A 22,297-nucleotide genomic window follows, 5' to 3' on the forward strand; every position below is an offset into this window, starting at 1 on the left:
CCACCCTAATAAAGAACGAAAAGTCCGCCCCGCATTCGTCTTATAAACAACACAGTTTCTCTTAAATTGTCTATAGTTACTGCCTTCTTTATGTAATTTACTTGATAAGATTCTATAGGCAAGCCCTATCCTAAATATTTATCACGATATCTAAAAAACACCTTATACGGAAAACCTTATCTGAGCCTTACCTCACCCTCCTAAATGATGATGTGTTATGATACAACAAGATAAGTAAGGACACAAAAATGCCCTTTTACATTATTTAAGCTTTATACAATGTCTTCAGTTTTTAGGCTTTCTGCTCATAAAGACCATCTCTTCTATGATCTTCCCGTATGCCAATAATTGCATTCTTCTCATAAAGTTTAAAGGTATCTTGATCTACTTTTCAATGTTCTCTCCCTTTAAATGCAACGTGATAACTTTTTATTCTATAACACAAGTAAAAATCTTAAAACGAATGACAACCTGACTCTAATAAATCATCTTAAAGAGTTTCCCTAAGAATTATTATAATACAATTGAATTTTTCTGGAAATCATAAACAATTAGGTTTAGAAAATATAAACTATAAATACAAAAGGGGAACAATTCATGAAAAATGAAACAACTTCAGCATCACAGGATGCAAGAAAACGCGTTTTTGCTATTATAGCAAGCGCATCAGGAAATCTCGTAGAATGGTATGATTTTTACGTTTACTCATTTGCATCGATTTATTTTGCATCACAATTCTTTCCCTCCGATGGTGATACGATTACGCCACTGTTAAAAACCGCGGGTGTTTTTTTTATTGGCTTTCTTATGCGCCCTATTGGAGCTTGGTTTTTAGGATTTGTCGCCGATCGTTATGGACGTAAACGCTCGATGCTTATATCCATTTTTATGATGTGTGGTGGCTCTTTTTTCATCGCCATACTTCCCACCTATGAAACCTTAGGAATAACATCAGCAATCCTTTTACTTTTAGCTCGGATGATGCAAGGACTTTCAGCGGGTGGTGAATATGGTACAGCAGCCACTTATATGAGCGAAGTTGCCCTCAAAAAACATCGTGGGCTTTTTGCTTCTTTCCAATCTGCCACCCTTATTACAGGTCAACTTGTTGCTAGCTTCATTATATTTATTCTAGCATCTTATCTCTCTGAAGATCAGTTAAAAGCATGGGGATGGCGCATTCCTTTTGTGATTGGTGGTTTCGGGGCAGTGATTGCGATTTATCTGCGTCGTTCTCTCCACGAAACAACCACGAAAGAAAGCCGCTCTCACAAACACTCTGGCAGTCTTAAGGAACTTCTCACCAAGCATACAAAAGCCGTTGTCGTAATTGCATGCTTTGCATCAGGAGGATCACTCACATTTTACACCTTTACAACTTATATGCAAAAATATCTGATCACAACCACCGGCTTTGATAAACATACCGCAACAACGATTATGACAGCTGTACTATTTATTTTTATCCTATTCCAACCCATAGCTGGTATCATAGCCGATAAAATTGGAACAAAAACTTTACTTATCATTTGGAGTATACTCTCTGTCATCTTTACATTTCCTGGACTCTGGATAATCGGTAATACGCATAGTATATGGGTTGCCTTTTCCGTCATTATTGGCTTGCTCTTCATTATGAGCATGTATACATCCATCTCTGGTGTCGTAAAATCAGCAATGTTTCCCTCTTCAATACGCGCATTAGGCGTTAGCATCTCTCATGCCATTGGCAACGCCTTATTTGGTGGTTCTGCTGAATACGTTGCGCTTGGATTAAAAAAGTATGGTCATGAATCACTCTTTTATTTTTATATAACCGTTGTGATGATCATGGCATTCATTGCTCTTCTCTTTGTCCCGAGTATGCGTAAAGGGGGATACCTCCAAGAGGATGAAAAACATTAAACCTTTTTATCAACGAAAAAGCCCAAGAAATTGGGCTTTTTTATCATTATCACAAATTTAATATTGTTTAAATTTTATGAAGTGCATTAAGGTGCTTAGCAACTAGATAATAAAAAGTCATACGACTTTTTCTGCGATCTCCAGACATCATTTCTGAAACTTTTGACACAGCCATTTTAGCCCTCTGCTCATCGGCGCCTAATACATCTTGAACCCATTTTTCGACGCGTTCTAACTCTTTTGGATCCGATGTAGCAACAAGCGCTGCATCCTGCTTTTTCATCACCAAAGCTAAACGACGGCTAAGTCGTTCTACTGCTGCTTCATCGGGGTTTGAATCATATAGTTTAATATCTGCTAGATTATTGATCATTTTGCATCATCTCCTCTCCAAAAATGAGCGGCCTATACTTTACAGCCACATCATATAGCTCCGTAAATAATTAGAGGATTAAAAATATTAACAACCCCCCCTTTTCCTAAGACTGTTCTTCATCTATATTTAAAGAGCTGGTTTACCAGCTATGGTAATAAATGGACAATGAAATAAACTCATTGGACCCGGGGGCGGTACCCGGCGCCTCCACCAAAATATAAGAGGCCAAAATTATATTTTGGTGGGGGCGAAATAGGATCGACAAGGGCGTAAAGATTGCTCTTTTACTCGGCATAGTACCACCGTTATCGGACTAAATGAGTAGTTGCAAATGACAACTATGCGGAAGCACGTCTCGCTGCTTAATGCAGTGCGAATGTTTCAATTTAAGTCTTAAGCCATCGCAGGTTTAAGCGGGGTTCGGAGGCACCTGGCAACAGAAGCCTTCACTTTTTTAAATGTTATTGATTGATCTTTCAGACATTATCAGACATTATTTACCATAGAGTTTCGTATTTATTCGATTTATTGAGGTACATCGTAGACAAAATATTGCTAATTTTAAAACGTATTCTATCACACAATATCAATACGCCCCGTTCTGCTACGTGAAATAAAAGGAATAAACTTCGATGGTTAAAGATCAAATCCGTTACGATATTCTCGTTCAGGATGCGCTTCGTGGAGTTATCCGTAAAGTTTTATCGGAAGTTAGCAAAGCAGGTCTTCCGGGAAATCATCATTTTTTTATAACTTTTTTGACGAATGCCCCAGGCGTTAAAATTTCTCCTCGGCTAAAAAATCGCTATCCCGAGCAAATGACAATCGTTTTACAACATCAGTTTAGAGATCTCAGTGTTTCAGAAACAGCTTTCGAAGTAACCCTCTCCTTCAGGGAAATAACCGAAAAGCTCGTGATTCCTTTTACTTCCATTCAGGTCTTTTATGATCCTATAGCAGCATTTGAAGCAGCATTTGATCTGCCCTCAAATCCTGCCTCTGGAGAAAGTGAAAATTCAGAAAATACCTCAACTACGCCCATTACCTTATCAAACACACAAAAAAAAGAAAATACGCTTACAAAAGAACAAAATTTCAGTACAAATAAAGAATCTTCAAATAACGATACAAAACAAAGTGCTGATGTTGTCTCTTTAGACTCTTTTCGGAAAAAGTAAATTTTTTCATGACTGAATTGATTAATCTTCGCCAATTTCGAAAACAAAAAAAACGTACAGAAAAATCTCTTCGTGCTGAGCAAAATCGTTATCGTTTTGGACGAACAAAAACTGAAAAATTTTTTGAGCAACAAAAATCTTTAAAAACGCAAAAATTTCTTGATCAAAATCGTTTACGAAACGACGAATAAAGGTGGAAAAATGCACGAAAATAATTCTATCGATTGGTCAAAAGTCATTCCACGAAAGATATCTGTTCGCGTTGATGGACACGCAACAAGCGTCTCTTTAGAACCACCATTTTTAGATATTCTAAAAGATATAGCCCGCAAAAAAGGACAATCTTTAGCCTTTATTATCACTGATATTGATAGCAAAAGACCACAACAAGTCAATCTTTCGGCTTCGTTACGCGTTTATGCCCTTCAAAGCGTTCTCACCCAACGCCTTTAATGTTTATGCTTATTTTTTACGTTCTCTTTTTGTTTATTCAACTGAAGCTGTTGTGACTTTTTTAAGAGAAGTTTTTTTAATCTAGAACTTCAATGAAAAAAAGACTACAAAAGAGATACAATGAGTAATTTTTCTGATCACAACATACCTTTCTTTGAAGAAGATTCCCCTCCAGACCATGATAAGAAGAGCTCTGGTTTTTTCTCCCATACTCTAAAAGAACAAAAATCATATAACACGGATTATTTAGAACAACTCAATCCAGAACAGCAACAAGCTGTTATGAATACTGAGGGAGCTCTTTTAGTTCTTGCGGGTGCAGGTACAGGAAAAACGCGCGTTTTAACAACCCGTATTTCTCACATTTTACGCTCTGGACTTGCCTCTCCTCAGCAAATACTTGCTGTCACTTTCACCAACAAAGCAGCACGTGAAATGAAAATACGTATTGGTGAACTTATTGGAGAAATTGTTGAAGGTATGCCTTGGCTTGGAACTTTTCACTCCACTGGTGCTAAAATTTTACGCCGTCACGCAGAGCTTGTTGGTTTAAAAAGAAACTTTACAATTCTTGATAGCGATGATGTTCTTCGACTTTTAAAACAGCTTATTCAAGCTGAGAGACTAGACGATAAGCGTTGGCCCGCACGAAACCTTGCCACGATGATTGATTCTTGGAAAAATCAAGGACTTTCACCAGAACATATCTCAAAAAGTGATGCTCATTCCTTTGGCAACGGCATGGGACGCGAACTTTATCACAGTTATCAAAATCGATTAAAAGATCTTAATGCTTGTGATTTTGGCGATCTTCTGCTTCATTCTATCTCTATCTTCCAACATAATCCAGATATTCTTCGCGAATATCATTCTCAATTTCGCTATATTCTTGTCGATGAATATCAAGATACAAATACAGCACAATATCTTTGGCTTCGCCTTTTGGCACAACATCCCCAAGGTCAACATGTTAATCTTTGTTGTGTTGGCGATGATGATCAATCCATTTATGGATGGCGTGGTGCAAAAGTAGAGAATATATTACGTTTTGAAAAAGATTTTCCTTCTGCCAAAATTATTCGTCTAGAACGCAATTATCGCTCAACATCCCATATTCTTAAAACCGCCTCCCATCTCATTGCTCATAATGAAGAAAGACTGGGCAAAGTCCTTTTTTCTGCACAAATAAAGAATGAGGAAGAAAAAGTAAAAGTTCATTCAGCATGGGATTCGCAAGAAGAGGCCCGAGCCATCGGAGAAGAAATTGAACAAGCACAACAAACAGGTCATGCATTAAATCATATGGCTATATTGGTGCGTGCATCATTCCAAATGCGTGAATTTGAAGATCGCTTTGTAACGCTTGGTCTTAACTACCGCGTCATTGGTGGTCCTCGTTTTTATGAACGAATGGAAATACGTGATGCTATGGCTTATTTACGCGTTGTTGTCCAACCTGCTGATGATTTAGCTTTTGAGCGTGTTATTAATACGCCAAAACGCGGCATAGGCGATGCAACCCTGCGCATTCTTTATGAGAGTGCGCGAGCACGTGCTGTTCCTCTCTTTTCCGCGGCCGCTGACATCATTGAAACAGATGAGTTAAAGCCTAAGGCACGCAGTGCGTTACGAAGCCTTATTGAAAACTTCCGCCGCTGGCAAAATATGCTTCAAGACACTCCTCATAAAGAACTTGCCGAGATTATCCTTGATGATTCTGGTTATACAACCATGTGGTTAGAAGATCGCTCACCAGAGGCTCCTACACGTCTAGAAAATCTTAAAGAAATGATCCGTTCCATGGAACAATTTGAAAATCTTCAAAGTTTTTTGGAACATGTTGCACTGGTTATGGATGCTGAAAACAATGAAAATACCGATGCGGTCAACATCATGACACTTCATTCAGCCAAAGGGCTTGAATTTGAAACAGTTTTTCTTCCTGGCTGGGAAGAAGGACTTTTTCCCCATCAGCGCTCATTAGATGAAGGTGGACGTTCAGGATTAGAAGAAGAACGGCGTCTTGCTTATGTTGGACTTACAAGAGCAAAAAAACACCTGCATATATGGTTTGTATCTAATCGTAGAATTCATGGACTTTGGCAACCTGCTCTCCCCTCCCGTTTTCTAGATGAATTACCAGCAGAACATATAGAAGTTGTAGAAATGGAAACATCCTATGGTGGTTATGGAAAATCTTCCTTTCAACATCACGATTTCTGTTATACTGACTATGCAACAGCAAGACAAAAGCGTGCACAAAAAAACAAAACGGTTGAAGGGAAAATTATCACTCAATCAATCTCTCATGAATCATCAGATTTTTCTATCAATGATCGGATTTTTCACATAAAATTTGGTTATGGTCATATTACAGCAATAGACGATCATAAATTGACAATAATGTTTGAAAAAGCCGGAGAAAAGCGTGTACTGGATAATTTTGTAAACAAAGCTTGACTAAAAGCAAACTATATCAGTTTTTTCAAGAGACCATTTTGTTTTATTCTGATTATCATTTCCATTTGCGAACAAAGACTTCAATGGGTAAATTTTGCATATCAGGCAATGCGTCGTAAATTTTATCAAGCGACCAATCCCACCAAGCCATCTCTAAAAGGCACTCAATCACATGATCGGGAAAACGCATCCGCAAGCGTTTAGCAGGAACACCAGCGACAACCGCATAAGGCATAACATCTTTCGTTATAACAGCGTTAGCACCAATAATTGCTCCATGTCCAACTTTCACCCCAGGCATAATAACCGCGCCATGTCCAATCCACACATCATGCCCGATAATAACACGTTTTGCACAACGCCTTTCGCGAAAAGAACGATCAAGTGCCATATAACGAAAATATTCATTAGGACGATAGGTTATTTTATGCGTTGAAACGCGTTCCATAGGATGCTCCAACGCATTCATCCGTACATGAGATGCAATAGAACAAAAACGCCCAATATTGCTATAAATAGCCTCACTATTACGTTCTAAATAAGAAAAATCTCCAACGGTTACATCCCGTAAACTCACCCGTTCATTAATTTCCACATAGCGCCCTAATTTACAACCATGCAGCCGTGCTGTCGTATGGATACGAGGCTCACTTTCATGAAATCGAAGATCGTTCTCAATATTCATGCATCCCTCACCAATGTTTCATCAATAGATATGGAAAGACATACCAATCAAGCCAATAAAATCAACCATGAAACAGAGATTGCAAAACAAACCTGCCGATGTTACAATTTCGTGATCTATCTAAGAGAGTCAAACTATGAAAAATGTAATACGCATCTTGGGGCTGACAATCATATTTCTTGCAGGTATTTTTATTTATGATGCGCTGACAAATAAGCCTTTAGGTGATAATTTTACACTCACTGATTCTAATGGAAGAAATATCACTGAGGCTGATATTCGAAGCAAGCCCTCAATAGTTTTTTTCGGCTTCACTATGTGTCCTGAAATCTGCCCTACGACATTGATGAATCTTGATCGATGGCTTACAGCCCTTGGACCCAATGCCGATAAATTAGGTATATGGTTTGTTACTGTTGACCCTGAACGTGATACACCAGAAGTGCTCCATGAATATCTCAGTAATTTTAACAATAAAATCATTGGGATCAGTGGAGATCCTGATAAAGTTCATAAAATGGTCAATTCCTTTAACATCGTTGCTGAAAAAGTCCCTGGAACAGATGGAAACTATACATATAACCATACAGCAGCAATTTTTTTACTCAAAAAAGGTGGAAAATTAGCTGGCGTTATCCGTTATGACACGAAAGAAAGCGATAGCGAATTAAAAGATGAAATCGCCATTGAACGGTTAAAAAAACTCATCTTAAACTAAAAAAAGCCGATCAAAAGAAAGAACAGTATGTCGCAACAAATTCGCCTCTATTATACTGCTTCTAAAAATGAAGCAGAACGGTTCTATACCCTTATAGACACAGCCTTTGACGAAGAAAGTTATCCTCTTGCTCTTACAGAGATAGATGAACAAAATGCTGTATATGAACTTTCACTCTATGTAGACCAAGAAAACTACGAGCATATTTCGAAACATTTTGCTCAAATCCTTTCTATAGATCCTGATAAAATTAATATGGAAGTTTTACCCAACATTGATTGGGTACAAAAAAGCCTTGAAGGACTAAAACCTGTGCATGCTGGACCTTTTTTTCTTCATGGAAGCCATAATAGAGGCGACATTCCATCCAATGTTTTGCCTATTGAAATTGAAGCAAATCAAGCCTTCGGTACAGGACATCATGGAACAACAGCTGGTTGTTTAGAAATGATTGCCAAAGTGATGAAACACGAAAATCCCCAAAATGCACTTGATCTCGGTACTGGGAGCGGTGTACTAGCCATTGGCATAGCAATGCTCAAACCAATTACTGTTCTTGCATCCGATATTGATCCTGTCGCTATTCAAGTTGCACAACACAATATCGAATTCAATGGCGTAAAAAAATATATCACAGCTATTACAGCAACAGGTTTTGCCCATGATGCAATTGCATCACGAGCCCCTTTTGATCTCATCGTTGCCAATATCCTTGCTAATCCGCTTATTGAACTTGCGCAAGAAGTGGTAAAAGCACTTCAAAAAGGGGGATCACTTATACTCTCTGGAATTCTTGAAGAACAACATGCCCATGTTTTGGAGACTTATATAAAACAAGGACTGAAGCACATCGAAACATACCACCGGCAAGGATGGGTTACGATACATCTGAAATAAAAGAAAAGGACGTCGTTATGTATCAATCTTTTGAGGCAACAACAAATCCTGCTTATGCTCTAGAGCGCATTGCCTCTCTTCGTAAAGAACTAGATCGCCTTGGACTCGATGGTTTTCTTGTTCCGCGGTGCGATGAACATCAAGGAGAGTATGTCCCTCCTCATGCTCAACGCCTTAGCTGGCTAACCGGCTTTACTGGATCAGCTGGGATTGCAGTGATTTTAAAAAACAAAGCCATCATATTTACAGACGGGCGATATAAGCTCCAAGTTCGCCAACAAACTGATCCTGATATTTTTGATTATGAAGATCTCATAACTTGCCCTCCCTCACAATGGCTTGAAAAAAATGGTCAAAAACTTTCTATTGGTTTTGATCCATGGCTCCACACGATTGCCGCTACAGCAACGTTGAAAAAATCTTTAGAGATAGAAGCCGGTGGAAAACTTGTAGCAGTTCAACATAATCCCATTGATCTGCTCTGGCATGATCAGCCACCATTTCCACAATCTGCCTTATCAATTCACCCTCTCAAATATGCTGGGTGCGATACGGATGAAAAACTCGCTTTGATTTACAAAGATATACAGAAAACTCATGCAAATGCCTTTATTTTTACAGATCCCTCCTCTATTGCATGGATATTCAATATACGGGGCAGTGATGTTTCCAATACACCTTTTATCTTGTGTTTTGCTCTCATTCCACTTAACGAAATACCAGCCTTATTCATTAGCAGCAAAAAACTTGGTGTAGAACAGAAACAATATCTGGAACGTTATGCAAAATTATATGAACCAGAACAGCTTATTCCAAAGATCAAAGAGTATATTCAAAAAGGGACAGTGTTTGCATTAGATCCACAGCTAACATGCGAAAAATTACGAACTGTTATTGAAGAAAACAATAGCTCTTTCATCACACTTACCGATCCTGCCGCTCTACCACGTGCCATTAAAAATGACACAGAACTCAATGGTGCACGCAAAGCGCATCTACGCGATGGTATTGCCCTAACCCGTTTTTTTTCCTGGTTAGATAAACAAACACCAGGGTCAATAAGTGAAATTTCTGCTGCGCAAAAATTAGAAGAATTTCGCATAAATACAGCAAAAGAAATGGGAGAAGAACTCAAAGATCTTTCTTTTGATACAATTTCAGCAGCAGGAGAAAATGGCGCCATTATTCATTATCGTGTAACGACACAAACAAATAAACAACTCAATGCGGGTGAACTTTATCTTGTTGATTCAGGCGGACAATATCGTGATGGAACGACAGATATCACACGTACAGTAGCAATTGGGAATATTGGAGAAGAAGAAAAGCGCTATTTCACGCTTGTCCTCAAAGGTATGATTGCTCTTTCAACGGCTTACTTTCCAAAAGGAACCCGCGGACAAGACATTGATATTCTAGCGCGCATTGCATTGTGGAAGGCTGGTTTTGATTATGCTCATGGCACCGGTCATGGTGTTGGGTCTTATCTTTCTGTTCATGAAGGACCACAAAATATTTCCCGCAAAGGATGCCAAGAACTCATCTCCGGTATGATTCTTTCAAACGAACCAGGATATTATCGCGAAGGTGCTTTTGGTATTCGTCTTGAAAATTTGATAATTGTAAAGCCAGCACAAAAAATTGATGGCGGGGATATAGAAATGCTTTCGTTTGAGACACTTACACTCTGCCCTATTGATCAAAAACTCATTCTCCCAGAGCTTTTGACACAAGAAGAACGGCAATGGCTCAATGATTACCATGCGCGCGTTTATCAGATGAATGCACCTTACTTAAATGAAGAAGATAAAAAATGGGCAAAAGAGGCAACACTACCCCTTTAAATGAGGCAACACAAATATCTTCTAACGCTTCTTATAAAAACACCACACCCTACTCTTTTAAAGAGAGAAGTGCGTATTCACCATCAGCAATCACAAAAAATGCTTCTATAAAATACTTCAAGTTTTTTTACCGATAGGATAAAAGCTCTTTCCAAACTGAAACAAAACGGAATACACTTGTAACAGATAATGCTTATCAACTATCCTCCGCCATCTTCACATGAGTTATAGCCTTATTCTGCTATATAGAAATTTTCATTATATTTTGTAATCCTCCGCGTCTCATTTCTAAAATGCCTATTATAACCAGCTTATTACGCCGTTTAAATTCAAAAATTCTGCATACTTAGTTACAATTTTTACCTTGCTTCACAGTGATAACGTATATCTTTTACTAACAATAACCTTGTATATTCATCATCATAATAGTTTAAGTTTAATATTTAAATTCAACGTTAATCATTTTTAATAACTTAATAAATATCAAAATATATGGCGATCTATTTTTGCAAAAAGACAGCCCCCAAAATATAAGAGAGCTAACCATACAAACAGCATACGCATCTTCTAGAAAACGCCCTCTAAACATTATGTTCCTTAATCAACTGTAGCCAAATCTCTTCATCAATAACCTCAACACCTAATTCTTCAGCTTTAGCCAATTTGGAACCCGCTCCAGGTCCTGCAACAAGAAGATCTGTTTTTTTAGAAAGTGAACCAGATGTTTTGGCCCCTAATCGCTCTGCCAATGCTTTTGCTTCATCGCGTGACATATGCGCTAAGGTTCCTGTAAAAACAATTGTCTTCTCCACTATTGGGGAAGAAGCTGTCATGATAGGCTCCTCATCAAGAGGAGTTACTTCTTCAAGTAAAACAGACAAAACCTCCCGATTATGCGCTTCTTGATAAAAATCAATAATTGCGCTCCCTACCTGTGGTCCAATTCCTTCGATATTGGTAAGCTCCACCCAAGCTTCATTGCCTTTTTCATTTTCCTTAACACATGGCATAAGTGCTCCCATAGCCGCAGTTTCAAAAGCTGTATAATTTTTATAAGTACGCGCAAGGCGGCGTGCATTCACCTCTCCAACATGACGAATCCCCAATGCAAACAAAAAACGACTTAAAGGAATTTCTCGGCGTGCATTAATGGCATCATAAAGTTTACGAACTGAAACAGTCCCAAAACCTTCCATATTTTCTAAACGTATCAAAGATTTTTCTTGGCGACGTTCTAAAGTAAAAATATCGGCTGGTGTATGAATACAAAGCGCTTCATCTTGAGCATAGAAAAAAAACTCTACCTGTTTTTTCCCCAAACCCTCAATATCAAAAGCATTGCGTGAAACAAAATGACGAATACGCTCAATCGCCTGTGCAGGACAAATAAGCCCCCCTGTACAGCGACGCACAGCTTCTCCCACTTCACGAACAGCATGACTCCCACAAGCTGGACACAAATGAGGAAAAATAAAGACAGCAGCATCTTTCGGGCGTTTTTCAATAATAACATCAATAACTTGAGGGATCACATCACCAGCACGTTGTACAATCACGCTATCGCCTACACGGATATCACGTCCTTCACGAATAGGCTCTCCTTTATGACCAATTCCCTTAATATAATCCTCATTATGCAAACTAGCATTGGTCACCACCACTCCACCAACAGTAATAGGCGTAAGACGTGCAACAGGTGTCAAAGCTCCCGTGCGACCAACTTGAATGTCAATATCTTTCAAAAGCGCTATCGCCTTTTCTGCTGGAAATTTATGCGCGATTGCCCAACGCGGCGAACGAGAAACAAACCCCAAGCGCTTTTGGAGCATCAAATCATTAACCTTATAAACAATGCCATCAATATCATAGCTTAAAGAATGACGGCATTCTTCGATATCGTGATAATAAGAAATAATTTCTTTTACTGTCTTAAAGACTTTTGTTAATGGATTGATAACAAAGCCATATTCTTTTAGCTTTTTCATCATCTCCATTTGACTTTCTGCCAATATTTCACTCACCTCACCACAAGCATAAGCAAAAAATTGAAGTTTTCTGCTAGCGGTTATCCGTGAATCAAGCTGACGGAGTGAACCAGCCGCCGCATTTCGGGGATTGGCAAAGGTTAACTTGCCCTTCTCTTGTTGGCTGATATTCAGTGCTTGGAAATCCTCCCGCCCCATATAAACTTCACCACGCACCTCAATGATATCAGGAAAATCACCTTGCAAAACTTGTGGAATATCAGCAATTGTTCGGGCATTTGCCGTCACATTTTCACCAACAGTTCCATCCCCACGCGTTGCCGCCCCCACAAGCCGCCCCTTTTCGTAGCGCAAAGACAAAGATAGACCATCAATTTTTGGCTCCGCTGTTATTTCCAACACTTGTGTTTCTGGAAGCCGTAAAAAACGACGAATACGCTCAACAAATTCAGCAACATCTTCAGAGCTAAATGCATTATCAAGTGAAAGCATTGGCTGTGCATGAACAGATTTTTCAAACTTTTCAGAAATTGGTGCCCCAATTTTATGTGAAGGAGAATCAACACGAATAAGCTCTGGAAAAAGAGCTTCAATTTCTGCATTACGGCGGCGCAAAGCATCATATTCTGCATCAGAAATTTCAGGCTGATCATCACGATTATAAAGCACATCATGACGTGCAATCTCTTTTGCCAACCACTCTAATTCATTTTCTGCTTCAACAGCTGTGAGATTTTTATCTGCATCTTTGTTCATAAAATCTATTCCAAATTACGAGCACTATCACAAGGATCTCCACCCTCCTCATAAAGTGAATCTCAATAAATACAAGCTTTCCAGTATTTTTATCGCTGACTAATTACCTTTATGCTAGAAGCTTTTGAGCCGCTGCACGCGCTTCTTCAGTAATCTGTTCTCCTGCCAACATACGAGCAATTTCTTCTGCACGCTCATGCTCTTCCATTTTATGAATCGCAGTAACAAAGCGTCCTTTATCATGACTCTCAATTTTTGAAATAAGAAAATGCCCATGCGCTTTCGATGCGACCTGTGGAGCATGCGTAATAGCAAAAACCTGGACATGTTCTGACAAGCGTTGCAACCGTTGCCCAATAGCCGCTGCAACAGCACCCCCAACGCCTGTATCAATTTCATCAAAGATCAGCGTCGGCGCTGATCCTCGATCAGACAAAACAACTTTTAATGCCAACAAAAAACGAGACAATTCACCGCCAGAAGCTACACTAAGCATTGGTCCGGCACGTGTTCCAGGATTTGTTCGCACCCAATATTCAATACGATCACATCCCTCTGCACTCCGTTTTTCCATATCACTTTGCATTTCAACAATAAATTCAGCCCTCTCTAATTTCAGTGCTGGTAACTCAGTCATCACGCTTTCAGACAAATGCTTTGCCACCTCTTGACGTTTTATTGACAATGCTTGCGCTAATGTATCATACTCTTTTTGTGCTTGTCTTGCCTCATCTTCAAAACGTATCAATACAGTCTGAGCATCCTCAAAAGCAGCGAGTTCAGCATCCATTTTATCGCGTAACTGTACCAATTCGTCTGCAGAAACTTGATATTTACGAGCAAACCCCCGAAGAGAAAAAAGACGCTCTTCTATCCTTTCCAATTCATCAGGTTCAAAATCTAATGCTCGTATTGCCGTCTCAATACCTTCTTGTGCTGTTGCAAGTGCATGCAATGCCTCATCAATAGATTTCACCACTGGTGCAATAAGCTCTTGTGCCTCAGGAATTTTTCGCTCCAAACGCCTCACCAAATTAGAAAGCACTGGGATTGGTGATTTTTGACCCGTTAAAAGATCATCCGCTTCTTTAATATCCGTCGCTATTTTTTCTAATTTAAGCATATCGGCACGGCGAAGAGAAAGAGCATCCTCTTCACCAACTTTAAAATCAAGCTTCTCAAGCTCTTCTACACACGCACGAAGATAATCAACCTCACGTACAGCGCTCTCTACTTTAAGACGCTGTCGTTGCAAACGCTCCTCAAATTCACGCCATGTGTGATAACACTGACGCAAATTTTCCACTTCATCCTCAAGACCACCAAAAGCATCTAATAATTGGCGATGTGTAGCAACATCAACAAGCGCACGATCATCATGTTGTCCATGGATTTCAACCAGCAAACGGCCAACACTCCGCATCAATGCAACACTAGACACCTGATCATTGATAAAAACACGGCTACGTCCATCGCTTGATTGCACACGTCGTAAAATAATATCACCCTCATCATCAAGACCATTCTCACGAATAAGTTGACGTGCAGGATGTGAAACAGACACATCAAAAACAGCTGTGACCTGCCCGCGCTCAGCACCATGACGCACAAGCGAAGTATCACCCCGCCCCCCTAGAGCAAGTGATAAAGCATCAAGGAGAATGGACTTCCCCGCACCTGTTTCTCCAGTTAAAACAGTCAACCCCGCCGTAAAATGAATATCGAGCGTTTCGATCAAAACAATATTATGAATCGAAAGCTGTACCAGCATAGAGAATCAACGTACCCTCTTCTTATCACCACCTAAAGCATTTGAGATCCAAGAAGATTTATGCTCGCGCGGCGATATTTTATTCTTCTGCAAGAGATTATAAGAAAATTTATACCACTCACTTTTGGGATAGTTACGTCCTAAAATAGCTGCTGCCGTCTGTGCTTCCGCCGTTAAGCCGAGAGCAAGATTAACCTCAGTCAAGCGGAAAAGCGCTTCTTCAATTTGATTTGTATCGGAATACTCTTCAACCACGGTACGAAACCGTCTACTTGCCGCAAGGTAGCGCCGCCCCTCTTCATAATAACGACCAATCTGCATTTCTTTGCCAGCCAGCTGCTCGCGCCCAAAACGTATTTTATCCTTAGCATCCTTGACATATTCAGAATTAGGATAACGCTCTATAAGGAGCTGCATAGCAGCAATAGCGCGTTTCGTATCACGTTGATCACGCGTAACATCAGGAATCCGACGGAAAGAAGAAAGACCAATAATATAGTACGCATAAGCCGAGTCAGTCGACCCTGGATAAAGAGTAATATAGCGTTGAGCCATACTAATTGAATCATCATACTTTCCGAGTCGATAATTAGTAAAAGCCCCCATGACCAAAGATTTACGCCCCCAGTCTGTATAAGCATACTGCTTTTCAATCTTCAAAAACTTCTTCGATGCATCCCCAAGCTTCCCACTCTCAAGGCTAGCAAGAGCCTGATTATATAAAACATCTGCTGGCTCTATTTTCAAAACATAAGCAGATGGATCAAGAGTATTTTTCTCTTTAAAGAGGCATCCCGCCAACATACAGGTGCTTCCCAAAAGCACCACCCCCAATATCTTGCGTACAATGTTAGATTTTCTATATGTCATATTTCCAATGCACACATGAGATTTTTTCATAGTTTTCCCGGCCTCCACAGAATATCACCTTGTAGCAAAAACAAGTTATAAAAGGTCTTATACCATATCACTTTAAAATCCACATAACCAATTTAGCAGTTTAGGTCAATCATCCCCTTAAAAATCAAATAAACGATAAAAAAATCTTGTCAATTTTTTCACTCTTTCTCTAAAAAGCTTTTTTCGTAATGTGATTCGTCTGCCAAAACAGCCTTCACCAATTGCGCATTAATTCTATGTCCACTACAATAAGAACGAAATAATCCAATAAAAGGCGCCCCAAGCAAAGCAGTATCACCAATCGCATCAAGCATCTTGTGCCGAACACATTCATTCTCCCAATAAGGACCATCGGGATTTAAAATTTTATCATTAAGGTCGATAACAAGAGAATTTTCCAAAGAAGCGCCTCTCGCCTTTCCAGAAAGCCTTAATTTTTCCACATCTTTGACAAAACCAAAAGTGCGCGCACGTGACAAATCATCTCTAAACCCTCGTGTGGTAAGGTCAAAACTGAAATGTTGCTTACCAATAGCAGAAGAAGGAAAAGAGATCGTTATATCAAAACGACGTCCATCGAATGGCAAAAGCTCTGCAACACCATGAGCTCCTTCAACCCGCAACGGTTTTTTTATAATGAAATAAGAACGTAACGCACTTTGCTGTACAATGCCGACATCTTCAAAAGCTTGGCAATATAGCCACGCTGAACCATCCAAAATAGGAATCTCATTATGTGACACTTCAATAATAAGATTATCCAAATTATAAGCAGTAATTGCTGCCATCAAATGTTCAATTGTTTCAACCCTTATATCTCCATCTCCAAGTACCGTTGATAATTCAGTTTCTCCTGTTTGCGATGCATGGGCTTGAAATATTTTCTCTGTTCCGTCTAATCCACAACGCTTAAAAATAATACCACACCCAACATCCGCTGGACAAACCTTTACCACTGACAAACAGTCACTGTGAACGCCAATCCCCTTAAATGTTACCGCTTTTTTAAGAGTAGACTGATATTTTGGCACCAAATTCATCATATTATTTTATTGAATTACTTTTACTTCTTTTAACAAAATTTATAAAACTATAAAAAATATTCATAGTAAATAATAAAAAAAACCGCTTATAATAAGCGGTTTTTTAAAAACAAAGTATTTTATCCAAAAAACAGCAATATATTTTACTGTATAATTTTTGACTGATCATCAAAGAGGTAATAATTTTTCTTACTTTGCCTCATTTTTCATCAATTAATTTGCCTGACGACGTAAAAATGCTGGTATTTCCAACTGATCTTCTTCACTTATAAAAGTGCGCTGATCTTGTGGTACCTGAGGGTGCAGCTCACCAGAACGACGTGGAACATAAACAGAAGCATCTTGAGAAAGTGCTTGAGAATTTTTATTGTAAACATGAGACTCTTGCTGCTGAGACGATCTAACAGCGGGTTCTAGCCTCGCTTCTGGCTCTGCTTCTTCACGATGTGTCAAGCTCTGTTTCAAACGCTGCCAAAGATTACGAGGACCTTGATCAGTCACAGATATTCTTTGACTTTGTCCATGAGCAACAGGAGGAAAATCCTTTAACTCAGGCATACGCATTGGAGCGCGCGCTTGCATTTGTTGCATTTGTTTTGGTTGCACTGGCTTTTCTTTTTGCTTCACAACTCCTGTCATCTCATCAAGAACATGCGCTGTTGCCTCCATACTCACAGGAGCCGTCATAGCCTGTTGAGAACCACGATTTACTTGCATACGGGGCACATTTGATTTCTGTTCCTGAACAGCATTTGAACCATACGCAACAGCTTTCGTCGCACTTCGTGTCGTCATTGCTTCTGCAGGATGTGCAAAAATTTGACTTTTGGGACGGAACCTTTCTCCGGTTGTTTTACCCTTCTCTATTTCAAGTGATTCGATCACTTCTACCATTGACTCAGAACGCAGTGGCGATGACTGAACATGAAAAGAACTGTGTGACGTTCCAGGATCGCTCTTGCGCATTGAAGAAGCAGGTCTTTGAAGCTGAGGATGAGAGGACTGAACCACATCACTAACTTCACGATCAATACCGGTAGCAACTACAGAAACACGAATAACGCCTTCCAATGACTCATCATCAATGGCGCCAAAGATCACATTCGCATCAGCATCCACTTCTTCACGAATACGATTAGCAGCTTCATCAACCTCAAAAAGAGTCATATCACGACCACCCGTAATAGAAATCAGTAAACCACGCGCCCCACGCATAGAGGTATCATCCAACAATGGGTTTGCAATAGCAGCTTCAGCCGCAGCCAAAGCACGCCCCTCACCAGAGGCCTCACCCGTTCCCATCATGGCTCGACCCATTTCGTGCATAACAGAGCGAACATCAGCAAAATCAAGATTAATCAAACCCTCTTTAATCATCAAATCCGTAATGGAAGCAACACCAGAATAAAGCACTTGGTCAGCCATAGCAAAAGCATCAGCAAACGTTGTCTTATCATTTGCAATACGGAAAAGATTTTGATTGGGAATAACAATCAATGTATCGACAGATTTTTGTAATTCTTCAATACCAGCCTCTGCCGTTTTCATACGACGTGCGCCTTCAAACTGAAACGGCTTTGTCACAACACCAACAGTCAAAATACCTTTTTCACGCGCTGCGCGAGCAACAACGGGAGCAGCCCCTGTTCCAGTTCCTCCGCCCATACCAGCAGTAATGAAAACCATATGAGAATCTGCAAGATGATCAATAATTTCATCAATACATTCCTCTGCCGCCGCTTGTCCAACTTCCGGTAAAGCACCAGCACCCAAACCCTCTGTCACAGCTGCTCCAAGTTGGATAACACGTTCAGCCTTTGACATAGCCAAAGCCTGTGCATCCGTATTTGCAACAACAAAATCAACTCCCTGAAGACCAGCATTTATCATATTATTCACGGCATTCCCGCCACCACCTCCAACACCAAAAACGGTAATGCGTGGCTTCAATTCCGCGATATCTGGCCGATGCAGATTAATCGTCATTTTCTTTTCCTTCTCATAAGACACCGCAAGCCAAAGCGATGAAATTTATCCAACTAGACTTAACTAAAAACTCTCACGCAACCACTGACCAACACGCTGAAAATACCCACGCGTGCCCATCGATAAATGATTTCCTGCCGCCTGCATTGTTTTTTCTTCAAAACCCACCAATTGCGGATAAATTAACAACCCAACAGCAGATGTAAACGCCGCCCCTTTTGCAAGAGAAGGAAGCCTCGAAATACCTAAAGGCCGCCCGATACGAACATTTCTTCCTAATATAGTACGTGCCATTTCTGGCAATCCTGTTAACTGGCTTGCTCCCCCAGTCAAAATAACACGTTTACCAATGATGTGACCAAAACCAGAACGATTTAAACAATCACGAACCATTTCTAAAATTTCTTCAACACGCGCACGAATGATACGCCCAAGAACCGCGCGAGGATATTGAGTTTCACGCTGTTCATTCCCAATTTCTGCTACATTAATCATTTGTCGCTCATCAGCACTTGTTAAAAGTGCTGAACCATAAACAACTTTTAAACGTTCCGCCTCTGTTAGAGACATAGAAAATCCGCGCGCAACATCAAGAGTGACATGATGCCCCCCAACAGCAAGAGCATCCGCATGAATAAATTTTCCCTCAAAAAACACTGAAAATGTTGTTGTTCCACCACCAAAATCAATACATGCAGCCCCTAAATGCGCCTCATCATTCATCAAGACAGCAAGACCACTTGCAAAGGGAGTAGCAACCATTGCTTCAACACTCAAATGTGCACGATTAATACAAGTTTCTAAATTACGCAAAGAGGCTGTTTCTGCTGTTACCACATGCATATCTACCCCAAATGTTTCCCCTGCCATACCAATAGGATCAGAAATTCCTTTATCTCCATCCAATACATAAGAAACTGGAACTGAGTGCATAACATGACGTTCAGCATCAAAAGCTTTACGCGAAACATCTGAAAAGGCCATACGCATATCACGCTTGGTGACTTCACGACCATTCAAATGGACTTTTCCATTAATCAAAGCACTTTGTAATCGACTTGAGGAAAAATTCACAATCACTGAATCCACCACCAAGCCAGCCATTTTTTCTGCCGCATCAACAGCCAATCTTATTGATTGTTCTGCTGCAAACATATCCATGACAACACCAGATTTAATACCGCGTGAACGCTGCACTCCAAAGCCTAGAATTTCCGTAGAATGTGTACGACCATGTAAATAGTGCGCATGCTTCAAAGGACGCAAACAAGCAATAAGACAAACAATCTTACTTGAACCGACATCAAGCACCGTTAAAAAACGTGTTTTACGCCCTCCCAGATGATGTGATCTAAGCAACATCATGGGTTTCCTGCCTTTCGTGCCTTTAAAATACGTTCTTCTTCTGCTACAGTAGCGTTATAACGCTCCAACGTTTCATCTGACAAAGAAACAGTAATTCGATCAGCAAGACGTAAATCAACACTGAGAATATCGCGCGATAAAAGATCTTGCATTGTACCGGACGAAATAAGAGAGGAAAGCCTTTCAAGTGCACCATTTTCAGGCAACATAACGCGCATTCCATTATCCAAAACAAGATCCCAACGTCGATTACCTACCCGCACAAAAGCACGAATACGATCATATACTTCTGGATAAACTGACAGCGCTTGAATAAATCCTTTAGCAGCATTTTGCGCACCCTGCCCCACCACAAGAGGTAAATCCCGAACAATTTCCCCTTTAAAGGGCACAATGACACGACCTGTATTATCAACAATATCCACTATGCTATCATGTTGCCAAATGGCATAGGGTTCACGCTCCACGATGGAAATGCGCATTCTATTGGGATAAATTTTCTGAACATTAGCCGATTGCACCCAAGCCTGTTTTTCCAAAAGAGAACGTGCTCTTTCAACATCAAAAGTGAATATAGAAGGCGCAACATCAAGTTTTAAAATTTTAAAAATATCCTGCTTTGTTAAGCGCTTATTACCGCTTATATCGACATGAGTGACCACAAAACTACTATCCAATATGATCGTATTTACGATCACAGCCATCTGACCACTCGATGAAAGTCCATAAAAAGCCGTAACCAAGAAAAACCATACAACAGCAAAAGAGCCGAAATGGCGTGGAATATGAATATTGACAAAAACAAACTCAAACATAAACCGAAGAAAACGACGATAAAGACGTGGCAAAGCCGGCACTGAAAGCACCTCCATCGGAACATTTGTTTTATTAACATTCAACGCATACATGATGCGTCCTCCACCATCCATTGAACAATATCGCCGTAAGTACGGCCGCTCGCTTTTGCAATATCAGGAAGAAGAGACGTCGATGTCATACCGGGTTGCGTATTAATTTCAAGCCAAACCAATTCTCCCGTTTTCTCATCAAAACGAAAATCAGAACGGCTAACACCTCGACACCCTATCGCCTGATGGGCTGCTAAAGACATTCTTTGCACACTTTGGTAAATATTTAGTGAAAGTTGTGCAGGACAAATATGAAGAGAACCACCCATTTTATATTTCGAGTCATAATCGTAGAATGGAAAGTGTTTATCGGGAAGAATTTCACACACATCCAGCACTTCATTCCCCAAAACAGCACAAGTCAATTCACGACCAGGAATATATTTTTCAATCATCACCTCATCGGCATACCCCCACTCAGCTCCCCCAATATTATGCGGCGGTACAGCTTCATTTTCCTGGACAATAACAACACCAAAACTTGATCCTTCACACACAGGTTTAATTACATAAGGAGGCTCCATGGGGTGTGTTTGTCCCAAAGCAAAGCGGCTCATGATACGAGAAGGAGCAACACAAACCCCAACATTTTCAACGATAATTTTTGCACGTCCCTTATCCATTGCCAAAGCGGATGCCATCACACCAGAATGGGTATAAGGAATTTTTAAATATTCAAGAATCCCCTGAATCCGACCATCTTCACCAAATGGACCATGCAATGCATTGAAGACAATATCGGGCTGCAACTTTTCAAGAACAAAAGCAATATGAGCGTCAACATCCACGCGGCTCACGCGATACCCCTGCAGCTCTAGAACATCAGCACAAGCCGCCCCTGAAGATAAACTTACAGACCGTTCAGAAGAAAAACCTCCCATTAACACAGCTATATGTTTATCTCTCATAATAAATCACCCTCTTTCGCATACTATATGTAGTCTATATAAAATACATCAGCACCACATACAGAAAAAACAAGGTTTATCCTTGCGAATCAATAACCTAGCATTTTGCATAATGAATCAGACTCAAAAGCCTGATGCAAGAGATTCTTTGTTAATTTA

The 22,297-nt window shown here is 40.1% G+C and carries 18 protein-coding genes and 1 other RNA gene; 9 read left to right on the top strand and 10 right to left on the bottom strand.

Going from position 1 to position 22,297, the window contains the following annotated elements:
- The first annotated feature begins 597 nt into the window (after nucleotides 1-597).
- Complete coding sequence (locus ACFIJP_RS05375) at nucleotides 598-1,905, top strand: MFS transporter (protein WP_375626094.1); 1,308 nt, start codon at nucleotides 598-600, stop codon at nucleotides 1,903-1,905.
- A 67-nt stretch (nucleotides 1,906-1,972) separates the two neighbouring features.
- Here the strand turns inward: ACFIJP_RS05375 and ACFIJP_RS05380 are convergent, their stop codons facing one another.
- Nucleotides 1,973-2,278, bottom strand: a complete 306-nt coding sequence (locus ACFIJP_RS05380; RefSeq protein ID WP_375626096.1) for a DUF2853 family protein — start codon at nucleotides 2,276-2,278, stop codon at nucleotides 1,973-1,975.
- Between the two features lie 97 nt (nucleotides 2,279-2,375).
- Between ACFIJP_RS05380 and ssrA the strand changes: the two genes are divergently transcribed.
- From ssrA to ACFIJP_RS05405, 5 genes are all read left to right on the top strand, one after another.
- Nucleotides 2,376-2,732, top strand: a transfer-messenger RNA (tmRNA) gene (ssrA, locus tag ACFIJP_RS05385).
- 181 nt (nucleotides 2,733-2,913) lie between these two features.
- Nucleotides 2,914-3,459: an SspB family protein gene (locus ACFIJP_RS05390; RefSeq protein WP_375626097.1), complete on the top strand. Its 546-nt coding sequence runs from the start codon at nucleotides 2,914-2,916 to the stop codon at nucleotides 3,457-3,459.
- 8 nt (nucleotides 3,460-3,467) lie between these two features.
- The gene (locus tag ACFIJP_RS05395; protein ID WP_273788068.1) at nucleotides 3,468-3,650 is read left to right on the top strand and encodes a DUF4169 family protein; all 183 of its coding nucleotides are present in this window, start codon (nucleotides 3,468-3,470) and stop codon (nucleotides 3,648-3,650) included.
- Between the two features lie 10 nt (nucleotides 3,651-3,660).
- Nucleotides 3,661-3,912 (top strand): ribbon-helix-helix domain-containing protein, encoded by a 252-nt coding sequence (locus tag ACFIJP_RS05400; protein WP_273788067.1) that lies wholly within the window; start codon nucleotides 3,661-3,663, stop codon nucleotides 3,910-3,912.
- A gap of 120 nt (nucleotides 3,913-4,032) precedes the next feature.
- Entirely contained in the window at nucleotides 4,033-6,372 is a 2,340-nt protein-coding gene (locus ACFIJP_RS05405; RefSeq protein WP_375626100.1) for an ATP-dependent helicase, read from the top strand.
- A gap of 55 nt (nucleotides 6,373-6,427) precedes the next feature.
- Here the strand turns inward: ACFIJP_RS05405 and ACFIJP_RS05410 are convergent, their stop codons facing one another.
- Nucleotides 6,428-7,057: a DapH/DapD/GlmU-related protein gene (locus tag ACFIJP_RS05410; RefSeq protein ID WP_375626101.1), complete on the bottom strand. Its 630-nt coding sequence runs from the start codon at nucleotides 7,055-7,057 to the stop codon at nucleotides 6,428-6,430.
- Nucleotides 7,058-7,193: 136 nt separating this feature from the next.
- Here ACFIJP_RS05410 and ACFIJP_RS05415 point away from each other — a divergent pair, with 136 nt between their 5' ends.
- Genes ACFIJP_RS05415 through ACFIJP_RS05425 form a run of 3 tightly spaced genes read left to right on the top strand, consistent with a single transcriptional unit; the run spans nucleotide 7,194 to nucleotide 10,516 of the window.
- Nucleotides 7,194-7,775, top strand: coding sequence for an SCO family protein (locus ACFIJP_RS05415; protein WP_375626103.1), 582 nt, complete (start codon nucleotides 7,194-7,196; stop codon nucleotides 7,773-7,775).
- Nucleotides 7,776-7,802: 27 nt separating this feature from the next.
- Nucleotides 7,803-8,672, top strand: coding sequence for a 50S ribosomal protein L11 methyltransferase (locus tag ACFIJP_RS05420; protein ID WP_375626105.1), 870 nt, complete (start codon nucleotides 7,803-7,805; stop codon nucleotides 8,670-8,672).
- Between the two features lie 17 nt (nucleotides 8,673-8,689).
- Nucleotides 8,690-10,516 (top strand): aminopeptidase P family protein, encoded by a 1,827-nt coding sequence (locus tag ACFIJP_RS05425; protein ID WP_375626107.1) that lies wholly within the window; start codon nucleotides 8,690-8,692, stop codon nucleotides 10,514-10,516.
- A gap of 581 nt (nucleotides 10,517-11,097) precedes the next feature.
- On the opposite strand, the gene ligA is transcribed toward ACFIJP_RS05425, so the two are convergent.
- The 8 genes from ligA to ACFIJP_RS05465 all read right to left on the bottom strand — a co-directional run bounded on the left by ligA (nucleotide 11,098) and on the right by ACFIJP_RS05465 (nucleotide 22,138).
- Nucleotides 11,098-13,257, bottom strand: coding sequence for an NAD-dependent DNA ligase LigA (ligA, locus tag ACFIJP_RS05430; protein WP_375626109.1), 2,160 nt, complete (start codon nucleotides 13,255-13,257; stop codon nucleotides 11,098-11,100).
- A gap of 109 nt (nucleotides 13,258-13,366) precedes the next feature.
- A complete protein-coding gene (recN, locus tag ACFIJP_RS05435; RefSeq protein WP_375626111.1) occupies nucleotides 13,367-15,028 on the bottom strand; it encodes a DNA repair protein RecN in 1,662 nt (553 codons plus the stop codon).
- Nucleotides 15,029-15,034: 6 nt separating this feature from the next.
- Complete coding sequence (locus ACFIJP_RS05440) at nucleotides 15,035-15,928, bottom strand: outer membrane protein assembly factor BamD (protein WP_375626113.1); 894 nt, start codon at nucleotides 15,926-15,928, stop codon at nucleotides 15,035-15,037.
- A 158-nt stretch (nucleotides 15,929-16,086) separates the two neighbouring features.
- Nucleotides 16,087-16,971 carry a UDP-3-O-acyl-N-acetylglucosamine deacetylase gene (lpxC, locus tag ACFIJP_RS05445; protein WP_375626114.1) on the bottom strand — a complete coding sequence of 295 codons (885 nt, stop codon included), beginning with the start codon at nucleotides 16,969-16,971 and terminating at the stop codon, nucleotides 16,087-16,089.
- A 213-nt stretch (nucleotides 16,972-17,184) separates the two neighbouring features.
- A complete protein-coding gene (ftsZ, locus tag ACFIJP_RS05450) occupies nucleotides 17,185-18,957 on the bottom strand; it encodes a cell division protein FtsZ (protein ID WP_375626116.1) in 1,773 nt (590 codons plus the stop codon).
- A gap of 63 nt (nucleotides 18,958-19,020) precedes the next feature.
- Complete coding sequence (gene ftsA / locus ACFIJP_RS05455; RefSeq protein ID WP_375626118.1) at nucleotides 19,021-20,322, bottom strand: cell division protein FtsA; 1,302 nt, start codon at nucleotides 20,320-20,322, stop codon at nucleotides 19,021-19,023.
- Nucleotides 20,319-21,230 (bottom strand): cell division protein FtsQ/DivIB, encoded by a 912-nt coding sequence (locus ACFIJP_RS05460; RefSeq protein ID WP_375626119.1) that lies wholly within the window; start codon nucleotides 21,228-21,230, stop codon nucleotides 20,319-20,321. Before ACFIJP_RS05460 ends, ftsA begins: the two co-directional genes overlap by 4 nt.
- Complete coding sequence (locus ACFIJP_RS05465) at nucleotides 21,218-22,138, bottom strand: D-alanine--D-alanine ligase (RefSeq protein WP_375626121.1); 921 nt, start codon at nucleotides 22,136-22,138, stop codon at nucleotides 21,218-21,220. Before ACFIJP_RS05465 ends, ACFIJP_RS05460 begins: the two co-directional genes overlap by 13 nt.
- Nucleotides 22,139-22,297 lie beyond the last annotated feature (159 nt).

Origin of the sequence: Bartonella sp. MU37NMGALS, from assembly GCF_042194015.1 — a bacterium.
Classification (GTDB): domain Bacteria; phylum Pseudomonadota; class Alphaproteobacteria; order Rhizobiales; family Rhizobiaceae; genus Bartonella; species Bartonella grahamii.

What these genes read in the sequence shown, in the direction of transcription:
- ACFIJP_RS05380 (WP_375626096.1), bottom strand. Translation starts at nt 2,278, where the DNA reads ATGATCAATAATCTAGCAGATATTAAACTATATGATTCAAACCCCGAT.
- ACFIJP_RS05405 (WP_375626100.1), top strand. Translation starts at nt 4,033, where the DNA reads ATGAGTAATTTTTCTGATCACAACATACCTTTCTTTGAAGAAGATTCC.
- ACFIJP_RS05425 (WP_375626107.1), top strand. Translation starts at nt 8,690, where the DNA reads ATGTATCAATCTTTTGAGGCAACAACAAATCCTGCTTATGCTCTAGAG.
- ACFIJP_RS05415 (WP_375626103.1), top strand. Translation starts at nt 7,194, where the DNA reads ATGAAAAATGTAATACGCATCTTGGGGCTGACAATCATATTTCTTGCA.
- ftsZ (WP_375626116.1), bottom strand. Translation starts at nt 18,957, where the DNA reads ATGACGATTAATCTGCATCGGCCAGATATCGCGGAATTGAAGCCACGC.
- recN (WP_375626111.1), bottom strand. Translation starts at nt 15,028, where the DNA reads ATGCTGGTACAGCTTTCGATTCATAATATTGTTTTGATCGAAACGCTC.
- ftsA (WP_375626118.1), bottom strand. Translation starts at nt 20,322, where the DNA reads ATGATGTTGCTTAGATCACATCATCTGGGAGGGCGTAAAACACGTTTT.
- lpxC (WP_375626114.1), bottom strand. Translation starts at nt 16,971, where the DNA reads ATGATGAATTTGGTGCCAAAATATCAGTCTACTCTTAAAAAAGCGGTA.
- ligA (WP_375626109.1), bottom strand. Translation starts at nt 13,257, where the DNA reads ATGAACAAAGATGCAGATAAAAATCTCACAGCTGTTGAAGCAGAAAAT.
- ACFIJP_RS05390 (WP_375626097.1), top strand. Translation starts at nt 2,914, where the DNA reads ATGGTTAAAGATCAAATCCGTTACGATATTCTCGTTCAGGATGCGCTT.
- ACFIJP_RS05395 (WP_273788068.1), top strand. Translation starts at nt 3,468, where the DNA reads ATGACTGAATTGATTAATCTTCGCCAATTTCGAAAACAAAAAAAACGT.
- ACFIJP_RS05465 (WP_375626121.1), bottom strand. Translation starts at nt 22,138, where the DNA reads ATGAGAGATAAACATATAGCTGTGTTAATGGGAGGTTTTTCTTCTGAA.
- ACFIJP_RS05440 (WP_375626113.1), bottom strand. Translation starts at nt 15,928, where the DNA reads ATGAAAAAATCTCATGTGTGCATTGGAAATATGACATATAGAAAATCT.
- ACFIJP_RS05420 (WP_375626105.1), top strand. Translation starts at nt 7,803, where the DNA reads ATGTCGCAACAAATTCGCCTCTATTATACTGCTTCTAAAAATGAAGCA.
- ACFIJP_RS05375 (WP_375626094.1), top strand. Translation starts at nt 598, where the DNA reads ATGAAAAATGAAACAACTTCAGCATCACAGGATGCAAGAAAACGCGTT.
- ACFIJP_RS05400 (WP_273788067.1), top strand. Translation starts at nt 3,661, where the DNA reads ATGCACGAAAATAATTCTATCGATTGGTCAAAAGTCATTCCACGAAAG.
- ACFIJP_RS05410 (WP_375626101.1), bottom strand. Translation starts at nt 7,057, where the DNA reads ATGAATATTGAGAACGATCTTCGATTTCATGAAAGTGAGCCTCGTATC.
- ACFIJP_RS05460 (WP_375626119.1), bottom strand. Translation starts at nt 21,230, where the DNA reads ATGTATGCGTTGAATGTTAATAAAACAAATGTTCCGATGGAGGTGCTT.